General features: G+C 64.0%; 24 protein-coding genes. All 24 read left to right on the top strand.

Translation table 11 applies throughout. The features are described 5' to 3' along the window. The first annotated feature begins 10 nt into the window (after positions 1-10). The 24 genes from rplV (at position 11) to QW887_RS00530 (ending at position 13,500) form a co-directional block, all read left to right on the top strand. The gene (gene rplV, locus QW887_RS00415) at positions 11-391 is read left to right on the top strand and encodes a 50S ribosomal protein L22 (RefSeq protein ID WP_315714562.1); all 381 of its coding nucleotides are present in this window, start codon (positions 11-13) and stop codon (positions 389-391) included. A gap of 21 nt (positions 392-412) precedes the next feature. After that, on the top strand, positions 413-1,123 hold the full coding sequence (gene rpsC, locus QW887_RS00420) for a 30S ribosomal protein S3 (RefSeq protein WP_012045041.1): 711 nt from the start codon (positions 413-415) through the stop codon (positions 1,121-1,123). A 40-nt stretch (positions 1,124-1,163) separates the two neighbouring features. Further along, the gene (rplP, locus tag QW887_RS00425) at positions 1,164-1,577 is read left to right on the top strand and encodes a 50S ribosomal protein L16 (RefSeq protein ID WP_008963467.1); all 414 of its coding nucleotides are present in this window, start codon (positions 1,164-1,166) and stop codon (positions 1,575-1,577) included. A gap of 5 nt (positions 1,578-1,582) precedes the next feature. After that, a complete protein-coding gene (rpmC, locus tag QW887_RS00430) occupies positions 1,583-1,789 on the top strand; it encodes a 50S ribosomal protein L29 (protein ID WP_006611846.1) in 207 nt (68 codons plus the stop codon). A gap of 10 nt (positions 1,790-1,799) precedes the next feature. Further along, the gene (gene rpsQ, locus QW887_RS00435) at positions 1,800-2,048 is read left to right on the top strand and encodes a 30S ribosomal protein S17 (RefSeq protein WP_212358258.1); all 249 of its coding nucleotides are present in this window, start codon (positions 1,800-1,802) and stop codon (positions 2,046-2,048) included. A gap of 101 nt (positions 2,049-2,149) precedes the next feature. Then, positions 2,150-2,518, top strand: coding sequence for a 50S ribosomal protein L14 (gene rplN, locus QW887_RS00440; protein WP_011473865.1), 369 nt, complete (start codon positions 2,150-2,152; stop codon positions 2,516-2,518). Then, positions 2,518-2,832, top strand: coding sequence for a 50S ribosomal protein L24 (gene rplX, locus QW887_RS00445; protein ID WP_315714561.1), 315 nt, complete (start codon positions 2,518-2,520; stop codon positions 2,830-2,832). Before rplN ends, rplX begins: the two co-directional genes overlap by 1 nt. Then, positions 2,825-3,382: a 50S ribosomal protein L5 gene (gene rplE, locus QW887_RS00450; protein WP_172108070.1), complete on the top strand. Its 558-nt coding sequence runs from the start codon at positions 2,825-2,827 to the stop codon at positions 3,380-3,382. The genes rplX and rplE overlap by 8 nt, the downstream gene beginning before the upstream one ends. Before the next feature lie 46 nt (positions 3,383-3,428). Continuing rightward, entirely contained in the window at positions 3,429-3,734 is a 306-nt protein-coding gene (gene rpsN, locus QW887_RS00455; RefSeq protein WP_315714560.1) for a 30S ribosomal protein S14, read from the top strand. A gap of 13 nt (positions 3,735-3,747) precedes the next feature. After that, complete coding sequence (rpsH, locus tag QW887_RS00460; RefSeq protein WP_315714559.1) at positions 3,748-4,146, top strand: 30S ribosomal protein S8; 399 nt, start codon at positions 3,748-3,750, stop codon at positions 4,144-4,146. A 13-nt stretch (positions 4,147-4,159) separates the two neighbouring features. Beyond that, complete coding sequence (gene rplF / locus QW887_RS00465) at positions 4,160-4,693, top strand: 50S ribosomal protein L6 (protein ID WP_315714558.1); 534 nt, start codon at positions 4,160-4,162, stop codon at positions 4,691-4,693. A gap of 11 nt (positions 4,694-4,704) precedes the next feature. Next, positions 4,705-5,067 carry a 50S ribosomal protein L18 gene (gene rplR / locus QW887_RS00470; RefSeq protein WP_316194050.1) on the top strand — a complete coding sequence of 121 codons (363 nt, stop codon included), beginning with the start codon at positions 4,705-4,707 and terminating at the stop codon, positions 5,065-5,067. 48 nt (positions 5,068-5,115) lie between these two features. After that, entirely contained in the window at positions 5,116-5,688 is a 573-nt protein-coding gene (gene rpsE, locus QW887_RS00475) for a 30S ribosomal protein S5 (protein ID WP_006611855.1), read from the top strand. Between the two features lie 60 nt (positions 5,689-5,748). After that, a complete protein-coding gene (rpmD, locus tag QW887_RS00480) occupies positions 5,749-5,940 on the top strand; it encodes a 50S ribosomal protein L30 (protein ID WP_006611856.1) in 192 nt (63 codons plus the stop codon). Positions 5,941-5,951: 11 nt separating this feature from the next. Beyond that, a complete protein-coding gene (gene rplO / locus QW887_RS00485) occupies positions 5,952-6,437 on the top strand; it encodes a 50S ribosomal protein L15 (RefSeq protein ID WP_009031841.1) in 486 nt (161 codons plus the stop codon). Positions 6,438-6,593: 156 nt separating this feature from the next. Beyond that, complete coding sequence (gene secY, locus QW887_RS00490; RefSeq protein ID WP_315714557.1) at positions 6,594-7,928, top strand: preprotein translocase subunit SecY; 1,335 nt, start codon at positions 6,594-6,596, stop codon at positions 7,926-7,928. Positions 7,929-8,012: 84 nt separating this feature from the next. Next, the gene (locus tag QW887_RS00495) at positions 8,013-8,891 is read left to right on the top strand and encodes an adenylate kinase (protein ID WP_315714556.1); all 879 of its coding nucleotides are present in this window, start codon (positions 8,013-8,015) and stop codon (positions 8,889-8,891) included. Positions 8,892-9,086: 195 nt separating this feature from the next. Further along, complete coding sequence (rpsM, locus tag QW887_RS00500; protein WP_315714555.1) at positions 9,087-9,455, top strand: 30S ribosomal protein S13; 369 nt, start codon at positions 9,087-9,089, stop codon at positions 9,453-9,455. Between the two features lie 129 nt (positions 9,456-9,584). Further along, positions 9,585-9,974 (top strand): 30S ribosomal protein S11, encoded by a 390-nt coding sequence (gene rpsK / locus QW887_RS00505; protein WP_006611861.1) that lies wholly within the window; start codon positions 9,585-9,587, stop codon positions 9,972-9,974. 112 nt (positions 9,975-10,086) lie between these two features. Beyond that, entirely contained in the window at positions 10,087-11,118 is a 1,032-nt protein-coding gene (locus QW887_RS00510) for a DNA-directed RNA polymerase subunit alpha (RefSeq protein ID WP_315714554.1), read from the top strand. Between the two features lie 162 nt (positions 11,119-11,280). After that, the gene (gene rplQ, locus QW887_RS00515; protein WP_315754213.1) at positions 11,281-11,694 is read left to right on the top strand and encodes a 50S ribosomal protein L17; all 414 of its coding nucleotides are present in this window, start codon (positions 11,281-11,283) and stop codon (positions 11,692-11,694) included. A gap of 143 nt (positions 11,695-11,837) precedes the next feature. Then, the gene (locus QW887_RS00520) at positions 11,838-12,284 is read left to right on the top strand and encodes a hypothetical protein (protein WP_316194051.1); all 447 of its coding nucleotides are present in this window, start codon (positions 11,838-11,840) and stop codon (positions 12,282-12,284) included. A gap of 116 nt (positions 12,285-12,400) precedes the next feature. Then, a complete protein-coding gene (locus QW887_RS00525) occupies positions 12,401-13,195 on the top strand; it encodes an SDR family oxidoreductase (RefSeq protein ID WP_316194052.1) in 795 nt (264 codons plus the stop codon). A gap of 8 nt (positions 13,196-13,203) precedes the next feature. Beyond that, positions 13,204-13,500: a DUF1330 domain-containing protein gene (locus tag QW887_RS00530; protein WP_315714551.1), complete on the top strand. Its 297-nt coding sequence runs from the start codon at positions 13,204-13,206 to the stop codon at positions 13,498-13,500. Positions 13,501-13,508 lie beyond the last annotated feature (8 nt).

Consider the following 13,508-nt stretch of genomic DNA (forward strand, 5'->3'; position numbering starts at 1 on the left):
GGATTAAGCGATGAGCAAACCAAAGCGCGAACGGAGCCTCCCCGAAAACGAGGCCAAGGCTGTGGCCCGGATGCTTCGGGTGAGCCCGCAGAAGCTGAACCTGGTGGCGCAGATGATCCGCGGCCGCAAGGCGTCGGCCGCCCTCGCCGACCTGCAGTTCTCGCGCAAGCGGATTGCGGTCGACGTCAAGAAGTGCCTGGAATCGGCGATCGCCAATGCCGAGAACAATCACGAGCTCGAGGTCGACGATCTCGTCGTCTCGCAGGCTTTCGTCGGCAAGGGAATCGTGATGAAGCGTTTCTCGCCGCGCGGTCGTGGCCGTTCGGGCCGAGTTTTCAAACCGTTTTCGCAGCTGACGATCATTGTGCGTCAGGTCGAGGCGAGCGCTTAAAGCAGGCGCTGGGAGAATACGATGGGTCAAAAGATCAATCCGATCGGTCTGCGTCTCGGCATCAACCGGACCTGGGATTCGCGCTGGTTCGCTGGCAAGGCCGAGTACGGCAAGCTGCTGCATGAAGACGTCAAGATCCGCGAGATCCTGCACAAGGAGCTCAAGCAGGCGGCCGTCGCCCGCATCGTGATCGAGCGTCCGCACAAGAAGTGCCGCGTCACGATCCACTCGGCACGTCCGGGCGTCGTGATCGGCAAGAAGGGCGCGGACATCGACAAGCTGCGCAAGCGCGTCGCCGACATCACCTCGTCGGACGTCGTCATCAACATCGTCGAGATCCGCAAGCCGGAGCTCGATGCGACCCTGGTCGCCGAGTCGATCGCCCAGCAGCTCGAGCGCCGCGTCGCGTTCCGCCGCGCCATGAAGCGCGCCGTGCAGTCGGCGATGCGTCTCGGTGCCGAGGGCATCCGCATCAACTGCTCGGGTCGTCTGGGCGGCGCGGAAATCGCCCGCATGGAGTGGTATCGCGAGGGCCGGGTGCCGCTGCACACGCTGCGCGCCGACATCGACTACGGTGTGGCCACCGCGTTCACCACCTTCGGCACTTGCGGCGTGAAGGTCTGGATCTTCAAGGGCGAGATCCTCGAGCACGATCCGATGGCACAGGACAAGCGGATGAACGAAGGCGGCGGCGAGAGCTCGCAGCCCCGGTCGCGCCGCGACGCGGCCTGATCGATCAGCCGCGACAAGACAGGTTTGAGGGCTCAAAGCCATGATGCAACCAAAGAAGACCAAGTTCCGAAAGGCGCATAAGGGCCGTATTCACGGCGTTGCGTCCTCGGGCGCGACGCTGGCCTTCGGCCAGTTCGGGCTGAAGGCGATGGAGCCGGATCGCGTCACCGCGCGCCAGATCGAGGCCGCCCGTCGTGCCTTGACCCGTCACATGAAGCGCGCCGGCCGCGTCTGGATCCGCGTGTTCCCGGATCTCCCGGTGTCGAAGAAGCCGGCTGAAGTCCGCATGGGCTCCGGCAAGGGCTCGCCTGAATTGTGGGTGGCCCGCGTCAAGCCGGGTCGTGTGATGTTCGAGATCGACGGCGTGAGCAACCAGATCGCGCGCGAGGCGCTGCTGCTGGCGGCCGCCAAGCTGCCGATCAAGACGCGCTTCGTCGAGCGCATTGCGGAGTAATGGTCATGGCCGAGATGAAGATTGCCGACATTCGCGCGATGAGCCCCGATCAGATGGACGATGCGATCGTCAACCTGAAGAAGGAGCGCTTCAACCTGCGCTTCCAGCGTGCCACCGGGCAGCTGGAGAACACCGCGCGGCTGCGCGAGGCGCGCCGCGACATCGCCCGTATCAAGACCATCGCCGCGCAGCAGCGCGCCAAGACGAAGTAAGAGGCTCGACATGCCGAAACGGACCCTTCAGGGCGTCGTCGTCAGCGACAAGCAGGCCAAGACGATCGTTGTGCGCGTCGACCGGCGCTTCACCCACCCGATCTACAAGAAGACCATCCGCCGCTCGAAGAACTACCACGCCCACGACGAGAACAACGAGTTCAAGCCGGGCGACATGGTGTGGATCGAGGAGAGCAAGCCGATCTCGAAGCTCAAGCGCTGGACCGTGGTCCGGGGCGAGCACAAGAAAACCGCCTGAGGCGCGGACCGCGGCCCTCGTCGAAGAGGGCCCGTTTCGCTTTCGGGATCAAACAAGGCGCAGCTTTCCTGCGCAGCAGATGAAGAGGACGAGGTGCATCAATGATTCAGATGCAGACCAACCTCGACGTGGCCGATAATTCCGGCGCACGCCGTGTCATGTGTATCAAGGTGCTGGGCGGCTCGAAGCGCCGCTATGCCACCGTCGGCGACGTCATCGTGGTGTCGATCAAGGAAGCCATTCCGCGTGGCAAGGTGAAGAAGGGCGACGTCATGAAAGCCGTCGTGGTGCGCGTCCGCAAGGACATCCGCCGCGCCGACGGCTCGGTGATCCGCTTCGACCGCAATGCGGCCGTCCTGATCAACAACCAGTCGGAGCCGGTCGGCACCCGTATCTTCGGGCCGGTGCCGCGCGAGCTGCGCGCCAAGAACCACATGAAGATCATTTCGCTTGCGCCGGAGGTGCTGTGATGGCTGCCAAGATCCGCAAGGGCGACAAGGTGATCGTCCTGACCGGTCGCGACAAGGGTCGCACCGGCGAGGTGTTCGAGGTGCGTCCCGACGAGGGGACGGCGCTGGTGCGGGGCATCAACCTGGTGAAGCGTCACCAGAAGCAGACCCAGAACCAGGAGGGCGGCATCATCAGCAAGGAGTCGCCGATCCAGCTGTCGAACGTCGCTTATGTCGGCAAGGACGGCAAGCCGACGCGCATCGGATTCAAGATTCAGGCGGACGGCAAGAAGGTCCGCGTTGCCAAGAGCTCGGGAGTTGAGATCGATGGCTGAGACTGCTTACACCCCGCGCCTCCGCACGGAATACGACCGCACGATCAAGAGCCAGCTGACCGAGAAGTTCGGCTACGCCAACGTCATGCAGGTGCCGCGGCTCGACAAGGTCGTGCTCAACATGGGTATCGGCGAGGCCGTGAACGACCGTAAGAAGGCGGAAACCGCCGCGGCCGACCTGTCGCTGATCGCCGGCCAGAAGGCGGTCGTGACCTATTCGCGCGTCGCCATCGCGACCTTCAAGCTACGCGAGAACCAGCCGATCGGCTGCAAGGTCACCTTGCGCAAGACGAAGATGTACGAGTTCATCGACCGCCTGATCAACGTCGCGCTGCCGCGCGTCCGCGACTTCCGCGGCCTGAACCCGAAGAGCTTCGACGGCCGCGGCAACTATTCGCTCGGCATCAAGGAGCACATCATTTTCCCCGAGATCGACTTCGACAAGGCCGGGGAGAGCTGGGGCATGGACATCACGGTGTGCACCACCGCGACGACCGACGACGAGGCCCGTGCCCTTCTGACCGCATTCAATTTCCCGTTCCGGCAGTGAGCAGCTGACTTCAAGCTTCTCAAACGCGGATACCCAGGAGCCAAGCATGGCAAAGAAGAGTTCAATCGAGAAGAACAACCGGCGCAAGCGGATGGCGAAGAACGCCGCCCCGAAGCGCGCCCGGTTGAAGGCGATCATCGCCGACAAGTCCAAGCCGATGGAGGAGCGCTTTGCCGCGACCCTGAAGCTGGCCGAGATGCCGCGCAATTCGTCGGCGACTCGCATCCGCAACCGGTGCGAGCTGACGGGCCGGCCGCGGTCGAACTACCGCAAGAACAAGCTGAGCCGCATCGCGCTGCGCGAGCTCGGGTCCAAGGGCCTGGTTCCGGGCCTCGTGAAGTCGAGCTGGTAAGGAGGGTCGCACCATGTCAACGCACGATCCCATCAGCGATCTGATCACCCGCATCCGCAACGCGCAGATGCGCTCGAAGTCGAAGGTCTCGACGCCTGGCTCGAAGATGCGCGCCAGCGTGCTCGAGGTGCTGAAGTCCGAAGGCTACATCCGTGGCTATGCCACGCTGGAGCATCCGTCGGGCCGCAGCGAGATCGAGATCGAGCTGAAATATTTTGACGGCGAGCCCGTGATCCGCGAGATCGAGCGCGTCTCCAAGCCCGGCCGCCGCGTCTACACCTCGGTGAAGAACCTGCCGCGTGTGAACAACGGGCTCGGAATTTCTGTTTTGTCGACACCGAAGGGAATCATGGCCGACCACAGCGCGCGTGACGCGAATGTCGGCGGTGAAGTTCTCTTCACGGTGTTCTAAGAAGGATTGAGCCATGTCACGTATTGGCAAGAAGCCTGTGGCGGTGCCGTCCGGAGTGACGGCCTCCGTCGACGGACAGACCGTCAAGATGAAGGGGCCGAAGGGCCAGCTTCAGTTCATCGTTCATGACGACGTGGACGTGAAGTTCGAGAACGGCCAGGTCAAGGTTGCCCCGCGTTCCGAGACCAAGCGCGCCCGGTCGCTGTACGGCACCGCGCGCGCCCAGATCGCCAACCTGGTCGAAGGCGTGACCAAGGGCTTCGAGAAGAAGCTCGAGATCACCGGCGTCGGTTACCGCGCCGCGATGCAGGGCAAGAACCTGCAGCTCGCGCTCGGCTACAGCCACGATGTCGTCTACCAGATCCCGGAGGGCATCACCATCGCGGTGCCGAAGCCGACCGAGATCACGGTCACGGGCATCGACCCGCAGCGCGTCGGCCAGGTGGCCGCTGAAATCCGCGCCTACCGGCCGCCGGAGCCCTATAAGGGCAAGGGCGTGAAGTACGCGGGTGAATTCATCTTCCGCAAGGAAGGCAAGAAGAAGTAACGGAGCCGGACATGTCGAGAGCCAAGGTTACGAATGCCCGGCGCAAGCAGCGCGTGAGGCTGTCGCTGCGCCGCTCCGCCGGCGGCCGTCCGCGTCTGTCGGTGTTCCGCTCGTCGAAGCACATCTACGCTCAGGTCATCGACGATCAGAAGGGCGAGACGCTCGCCTCTGCGTCGTCGATGGAGAAGGAGATGCGCTCGACCGGCAACACCGGTGCCGACATCGACGCGGCGAAGGCGGTGGGCAAGCTGCTCGCCGAGCGCGCGGTGAAGGCGGGGATCAAGGAAGTCGTGTTCGATCGCGGCGGCTATCTCTATCACGGGCGCGTCAAGGCGCTGGCCGACGCGGCGCGCGAGAGCGGGCTGAGCTTCTAACATCAATGGATATGGGCGTCAGAGCCCCTCAGAAGATTGGATAGCACCATGGCAGGTGAACGGGAACGAGGCGGTCGCGATCGCAAGGAGCGCGAGGAGCGCGACAGCGAGTTCGTCGACAAGCTCGTCCACATCAACCGAGTCGCGAAGGTCGTGAAGGGCGGTAAGCGCTTCGGCTTTGCGGCGCTCGTCGTGATCGGCGATCAGAAGGGCCGGGTCGGGTTCGGCCACGGCAAGGCACGTGAGGTTCCGGAGGCGATCCGCAAGGCGACCGACTCCGCCAAGCGCAACCTGACCCGGGTTGCGCTGCGCGAGGGCCGCACCCTGCACCACGACATCTTCGGTCGTCACGGTGCGGGTCGCGTCTATCTGCGTGCGGCTCCGGCCGGTACCGGCATCATCGCCGGCGGCCCGATGCGCGCCGTGTTCGAGACGCTGGGCATCCAGGACGTGGTGGCGAAGTCGATCGGCTCGTCCAACCCGTACAACATGGTGCGCGCGACCTTCAACGCGCTGAAGCACCAGGATAGCCCGCGCTCGGTCGCCGCGCGCCGCAACATCAAGGTGTCGACCCTGCAGGCCCGCCGCGTCGGTGGCGATGCCGAAGCCGCCGCCGACTAAGGTTGGGCCGACTAACGAACGCGCGCCGTCCGCTGGATGGCGCAACTCGGAGTGAACACGATGGCTAGCGCCAAGACGATCAAGATCGAGCAGATCGGCAGCCCGATCCGCCGGCATCACTCGCAGCGCGAGACGCTGATCGGGTTGAAGCTCAACAAGATCGGCCGCGTGACCGAGCTGCCGGATACGCCGGCGGTCCGCGGCATGATCACCAAGGTTCATCATCTCGTCCGCATCGTCGACGAGAAGTAAGGAGAAGGGCGATGAAGCTCAGCGATATCGCCGACAACGCCGGCGCGCGCAAGAAGCGCATGCGCGTCGGCCGCGGCATCGGCTCCGGCAAGGGCAAGACCTCGGGCCGTGGCGGCAAGGGCCAGACCGCGCGCTCCGGCGTGCGCATCAAGGGCTTCGAGGGCGGTCAGATGCCGATGCATCGCCGTCTGCCGAAGCGCGGCTTCAACAACATCTTCGCGCTCGATTTCGTCGAGATCAATCTCGACCGGATCCAGCAGGCGATCGATGCCAAGAAGCTGGACGCCGGCAGCGTGATCAACGCCGAGTCCCTCGTGAAGTCCGGTGCGCTGCGCCGCGCCAAGGACGGCGTGCGCCTGCTCGGCCGCGGCGAGCTCAAGGCCAAGATCAACATCGAGGTGCATGGCGCCTCGAAGTCGGCGATTGCGGCGGTCGAGAAGGCCGGCGGCACCGTCAAGCTCCTGGCGCCAGCCAAGGACGAAGGCGAGGCGGCGTAACATCTGCGTCATTGCCCTGCCGCCGGCGCATGCCGGAGAGGGCAGGGCAATGGACAGAACGCGCCCGCGCACCAGATAATATCCGGCGTCTGCCCAGCCCTGCGAGCCCTCGCGGGGCCCAGTGCGGTGAAGAAGGGCGGCGGGAGAAAGCTAGATATGGCCTCAGCAGCGGAACAACTGGCGGCAAACCTCAATTTCGGCGCGCTTGCGAAGGCCGATGAGCTGAAGAAGCGCATCTGGTTCACCCTCGGCGCGCTGCTGGTCTACCGCCTCGGCACCTACATTCCGCTGCCGGGCATCGACCCGAACATCTGGGACTCGGTGTTCCGCACGCAGGCCGGCGGCATTCTCGGCATGTTCAACATGTTCGCCGGCGGCGGCATCCACCGCATGGCGATCTTCGCGCTGAATATCATGCCGTACATCTCGGCATCGATCATCATTCAGCTGCTCACCACCGTCTCGCCCCAGCTCGAAGCCCTCAAGAAAGAGGGTGAGGCTGGCCGCAAGATGTTGAATCAATACACCCGCTATCTGACGGTGATTCTTGCTGCCGTGCAGTCCTACGGCATCGCCGTCGGCCTCGAAGGCGCGGGCAACGTCGTCGCCGATCCCGGCCTGTTCTTCCGCCTCTCCACCGCGATCACGCTGACCGGCGGCACCATGTTCCTGATGTGGCTCGGTGAGCAGATCACCTCGCGCGGCATCGGCAACGGCATCTCGCTGATCATCCTGTCCGGCATCGTGGCCGAGCTGCCCTCGGCGCTTGCCAACATGCTCGAGCTCGGCCGCCAGGGCGCGCTGTCGACCGGCCTGATCCTGATCGTCATCGTGATGGCCGTCGCCGTGATCGCCTTCATCGTGTTCGTGGAGCGCGCCCAGCGCCGGCTCCTGATTCAGTATCCGAAGCGCCAGGTCGGCAACAAGATGTTCGAGGGCCAGTCCTCGCATCTGCCGCTGAAGCTGAACACCTCGGGCGTGATCCCGCCGATCTTTGCCTCGTCGCTGCTGCTGCTGCCGACCACTGTCGCCAATTTCAACGCCGGCAAGGGACCCGAGTGGTTCCAGTGGATCACGACGCAGCTCGGTCATGGCCGGCCGCTGTTCCTGGTGCTGTATCTGGCGCTGATTCTGTTCTTTGCCTTCTTCTACACCGCGATCGTGTTCAACCCGACCGAGACCGCCGACAACCTGAAGAAGCATGGCGGATTCATCCCCGGCATCAGGCCGGGCGAGCGCACCGCGGAATATATCGATTACGTGCTGTCGCGGATCACCGTGCTCGGCGCCATCTATCTGGCGATCGTGTGTCTGATCCCGGAAATTCTGATTTCCTACGCTTCCGTCCCGTTCTACTTTGGTGGCACTTCGCTTCTGATCGTGGTCAGCGTTACGATGGATACCGTGGCGCAGGTTCAGGGTTATCTGCTCGCCCATCAGTATGAGGGGCTGATCAGGAAGTCGAAGCTGCGGGGGCGCCGCCGCGGATAGCGGCGGATCGCGGCCCGGGAACCACCAAGCCAAGAACAAGGTGTGCGGGAGGGTCGCTCACCGTGTGCCGGGGGGCGAAATTCGATGAGACTCATTCTTCTGGGGCCGCCCGGTTCGGGCAAGGGAACGCAGGCGCAGCGCCTGGTGCAGCAATATGGCATCGTTCAGCTGTCGACCGGCGACATGCTGCGTGCCGCGGTGGCGGCGCAGACGCCGATCGGGCTGAAGGCCAAGGACATCATGGCGGCGGGTGGCCTTGTCCCGGACGAGGTCGTGGTCGGCATCATTGCCGACCGGATCGAGCAGCCGGACGCCGCCAATGGTTTCATCCTCGATGGCTTCCCGCGCACGGTGCCGCAGGCGGAGGCGCTGGATGCGCTGCTGAAGCAGAAGCAGATGAAGCTCGACGCGGTGATCGAACTCCGGGTCAATGAAGGCGTGCTGCTTGAGCGCGTCGAGCGCCGGGCCGCCGAGACCCGCGCGCGCGGCGAGGCTGTGCGGGCCGATGATACGCCGGAGGTCCTGACCAAGCGCCTAGCCAGCTACCGCGACCAGACCGAGCCCCTGATCCACTATTATTCGGACCATCGGATGCTGGCGACCGTCGACGGCATGATGCCGATCGAGCAGGTCACCGAGGAGATCGGACGGATCCTGGCCGCCGTTGGCAAGTCCAGCGGGAGCCGGGCGGCCAAAAAGGCGAACCCGGCCAAGCGCAGTGCCAAGGCTCGGGGCAAGACCGCGCCGGCAAAATCGGCCAAAAAGGCTCCGAGGGCGCCTGCACCGGCGAAAAAGGCCGCAAAGACAGCAAAAAAGGCCGCAAAGACTGCGAAAAAGGGAGCAAAAGCGGCCCCCAAGAAAGCCTCCAAGGCTGCGAAGAAGGCCCCCAAGCCCGCTGCCAAGGCGACCCGGGGAACCCGGAAAACCTCTGCAAAGGCTGCAAAAAAGCGCGCCAAGAGGTGACCGAATCTTGTAGGGGCGGTTGACGACCGCCGTGTGAATCCATTAATAAGCCCGCATCCAAGTCGGATGGTTTTCCAAAGATGCCGGGCCCCACGAATCGAGGGGTGGGCGTCTTGTTCGCGTTTGCGGACACCTGCCCGAGATAGCGAGAACGAAGGCCGGTCCATCCTGGGATCGGTGACAGGAGAGAAGTCCGTGGCCCGTATTGCCGGTGTCAACATCCCGACCAACAAGCGCGTCCTGATCGCGCTCCAGTATATCCATGGCATCGGCCCGAAGATCGCGGGCGAGATCATTGACAAGGTCAAGATTGCCGAGGATCGCCGCGTCAACCAGCTGAGCGACCAGGAAGTCCTGCAGATCCGCGAAATCATCGACCGCGACTACGTTGTCGAGGGCGACCTGCGGCGCGAGACCGGCATCAACATCAAGCGTCTGATGGACCTCGGCTGCTATCGCGGCCTGCGCCATCGTCGTGGCCTGCCGGTGCGCGGCCAGCGCACCCACACCAATGCGCGCACGCGCAAGGGGCCGGCCAAGGCGATCGCCGGCAAGAAGAAGTAATTTGGCGAATTGCTGATAGCGGGTGGCGAGTAGGGGCAATCCCTATTCGCTACTCGCTATTCACCATTCGCCTTTCTGGTGTAGCCGCTGGCACTACGGCGGCGTTGAGATCTCGAGAAAGGTACTTATATGGCCAAGGAAGCCGCACGTGTCCGCCGTCGTGAGCGCAAGAACATCGCCTCCGGCGTCGCTCACGTGAATTCGTCGTTCAACAACACCACCATCACCATCACCGACGCGCAGGGCAACACCATTGCCTGGTCGTCGGCCGGCACGATGGGGTTCAAGGGATCGCGCAAGTCGACCCCGTATGCCGCGCAGGTCGCAGCGGAGGACGTGTCCAAGAAGGCTCAGGAACACGGCATGCGCACCCTCGAGGTCGAGGTTGCCGGCCCGGGCTCCGGCCGTGAATCGGCGCTCCGTGCGCTGCAGGCTGCGGGTTTCACCGTCACCTCGATCCGCGACGTGACGACGATCCCGCACAATGGTTGCCGCCCACGCAAGCGTCGGCGCGTCTAATCTGAAAGAGGCGGACAGCATGTCCGCCTCGTCGTGCTTTTGAGACATTTCGACTGCCGCGATCTGAAGCGCGGTTCTCCAACGCCAGTCAGTCAGATCCCATGACTGGCCCATGGGTGAAACAGTGACGATCCAGAAGAATTGGCAAGAATTGATTCGGCCGAACAAGCTCCAGGTCACGCCGGGCTCCGACGCGACCCGTTTCGCCACCGTGGTTGCCGAGCCGCTGGAGCGCGGTTTCGGGCAGACGCTCGGCAATGCGCTGCGCCGCATCCTGCTGTCGTCGCTGCAGGGCGCCGCCGTGCAGTCGGTGCATATCGACGGCGTGCTGCACGAGTTCTCCTCGATCGCTGGTGTCCGCGAGGACGTCACCGACATCGTGCTGAACATCAAGGACATCGCGATCAAGATGCAGGGCGAAGGCCCGAAGCGGATGGTCGTGAAGAAGCAGGGCCCGGGCGCCGTCACCGCCGGCGATATCCAGACCGTCGGCGACATCGTGGTGCTCAACCCTGACCTGCAGCTCTGCACGCTGGACGAGGGCGCAGAGATCCGCATGGAGTTCACGGTCGCCACCGGCAAGGGCTACGTCGCCGCCGATCGCAACCGCCCCGAGGACGCCCCGATCGGCCTGATCCCGGTCGACAGCCTGTTCTCTCCGGTCCGCAAGGTCTCCTACAAGGTCGAGAACACCCGCGAGGGCCAGATCCTCGACTACGACAAGCTGACCATGACGATCGAGACCAACGGCGCGATCACGCCGGAGGACGCGGTGGCCTATGCCGCCCGCATCCTGCAGGACCAGCTCAACGTCTTCGTCAACTTCGAAGAGCCGCGCAAGGAAGTCGCCCAGGAGATCATCCCGGACCTCGCCTTCAACCCGGCCTTCCTCAAGAAGGTGGACGAGCTCGAGCTGTCGGTGCGTTCGGCGAACTGCCTGAAGAACGACAACATCGTCTACATCGGCGACCTTGTGCAGAAGTCGGAAGCGGAAATGCTGCGTACCCCGAACTTCGGCCGCAAGTCGCTGAACGAGATCAAGGAAGTGCTGGCCCAGATGGGTCTGCATCTCGGCATGGAAGTGCCGGGCTGGCCGCCGGAGAACATCGACGAACTGGCCAAGCGCTTCGAGGATCACTACTGAGCGAATAGGGAGTGGCGAATAGCGAATTGGGATCTGGCGAATTGGATGACACCATTCGCTACTCGCCCTTCGCTACTCGCCCTTCTGGGCGAACGCAGGCAGCCCACCTGAGCAACATGTCCGACGAACCGTCGCGGCAGATAGAAATGAAGGACTAAGACAATGCGTCACGGCAAGGTTCATCGGAAGCTCAACCGCACCGCCGAGCATCGCAAGGCAATGTTCGCCAACATGTGCGCCGCGCTGATCAAGCACGAGCAGATCGTCACCACGCTGCCGAAGGCCAAGGAGCTGCGGCCGATCGTCGAGAAGCTCGTCACCCTCGGCAAGAAGGGCGGTCTCGCTTTGCGTCGCCAGGCGATCGCCGAGATGCGCGATGTCGACCAGGTCAAGAAGCTGTTCGACGTCCTGGCACCCCGCTACAAGGACCGCAACGGCGGCTACACCCGTATCATCAAGGCCGGCTTCCGCTACGGCGACAATGCCGCGATGGCCGTGATCGAGTTCGTCGACCGCGACGTCGATGCCAAGGGCCTGGACTCGGGTCCGGTCCAGGAGACCTCGGAAGCGGCGTAAGCGCAGCTCCGACCCGACGTTCAAAACGGCGCCTTCGGGCGCCGTTTTCATTTTGAGGTTCTGTAGCTCGGATGAGCGCAGCGACATCCGGGTTCGCCTGCGCAGCTCGTGTGACTTTAACAGCATAGACCGGAGCGCCGCCCATGAGCGCCGCAGAATTGCACATCGTCTACGAGGCGGATGAGGACCGCACCGGCAAGATCATAGCGACGGCCAGAGCCGGAGTGTTTGCCGCGCGCGGCGAGGCGTGGTTCGGCTGCGACCTGAATGCCTTCGTGAAGGGTCTGCGCTCCTATCCGCTATCGTGGGACAAGCCGCCGATGATCGAAGGCGGTTACTTCGATGGACAAGGCGGCCTCGCGCAATGCCTCGTCCGGATCGTCATCAGGCCATACGACTTCCGTGGGCATTTGCTGGTGCATGCGGATCTGGCTACGCTCGTTCAGAGCACAGCGGATGCCGACGTGCAGAACAGCGCTTCGATCCGCTTCCTGACCGAATATGCACTCGTCGAACGTTTCGCGACCGAGCTGGCGCAGGTCCTGAACGGCAAGCGCGAGGCGGCTATCCTGATAGGGTCCACGAGCTGATAACCACGGCGCCTTCGGGCGCCGTCTTATTTTGAGGATCAGCTCTGCGCGCGGCGCGTTGAGTGTCGACGCGCGACGCCCCACATCCTTTCCTCCATCACAACGGAGAGCTGCTCATGCACATCGACCTCTCGGGAAAGACCGCGCTCGTCACCGGTTCGACCGCCGGCATCGGTTTTGCCATCGCCAAGGGGCTTGCTGCGTCCGGCGCGGAGGTCGTCGTCAATGGTCGCAGCCAAGCCCGTGTCGATGCGGCCGTCGCGAAGCTGAAGCAGGCGGTTCCCGCGGCCAAGCTGCGCGGCGTCGCCGGCGATGTCGCTCAGATCGGCGGCTGCAACGCCATCGTCACCGCGCTGCCCGAGGTCGACATCCTCGTCAACAATGCCGGCATCTTCGAGCCGAAGGAGTTCTTCGACATTCCCGACGAGGACTGGAGCCGCTTCTTCGAGATCAACGTCATGTCCGGCGTGCGCATGGCGCGCGCCTACATGCAGGGCATGCTGAAGCGCAACTGGGGTCGCATCATCTTCATCTCCTCGGAGTCGGCGGTGAACATCCCGACCGAGATGATCCATTACGGCATGACCAAGACCGCGCAGCTCGCGGTCTCCCGCGGCCTCGCCAAACTGACCTGCGGCACCGGCGTGACCGTCAATGCAGTGCTGCCGGGACCGACGATGTCGGAAGGCGTCGAGACCTTCGTCAAGGATCTCGCCCGTCAGAACGGCCAGTCGGAGGAGGAGGCGGCCTCGTCTTTCGTCAAGCAGCACCGGCCGGCCTCGCTGCTGCAGCGCTTCGCCGGTGTCGACGAGATCGCCAACATGGTCGTCTACGCCGCCTCCAAGCAGGCCTCCGCCACGAACGGCGCCGCGCTGCGCGCCGAGGGCGGCATCCTCGACACCATCGCCTGAGGCCGGCCATGGCGGCTTACGTCATCTCCGAGGTCGAGGTGCGCGACATCGAGGCGATGGAACGCTATCGCACCCGCGCGGCGCACTCGATCGCGCAATATGGCGGGCGCTATCTGGTCCGCGGCGGGACCTCCGAGACGGTCGAAGGCGGCCCGCCGGCCAAGACCCTCATTATCGTCGAGTTCCCGTCGATGGCCCGGCTGCGAGAATGGTATGCGTCGGCCGAATACGCCGACGCCCTGGGCGAGCGCTGGAAGGCGCTGGACCGCCGGCTGATTTTCGTCGAGGGTGCTGCACCTGCGTAGAGAACGGA

The organism is Bradyrhizobium sp. SZCCHNRI3052 (assembly GCF_032484895.1).
In the GTDB taxonomy this organism is placed as follows: domain Bacteria; phylum Pseudomonadota; class Alphaproteobacteria; order Rhizobiales; family Xanthobacteraceae; genus Bradyrhizobium.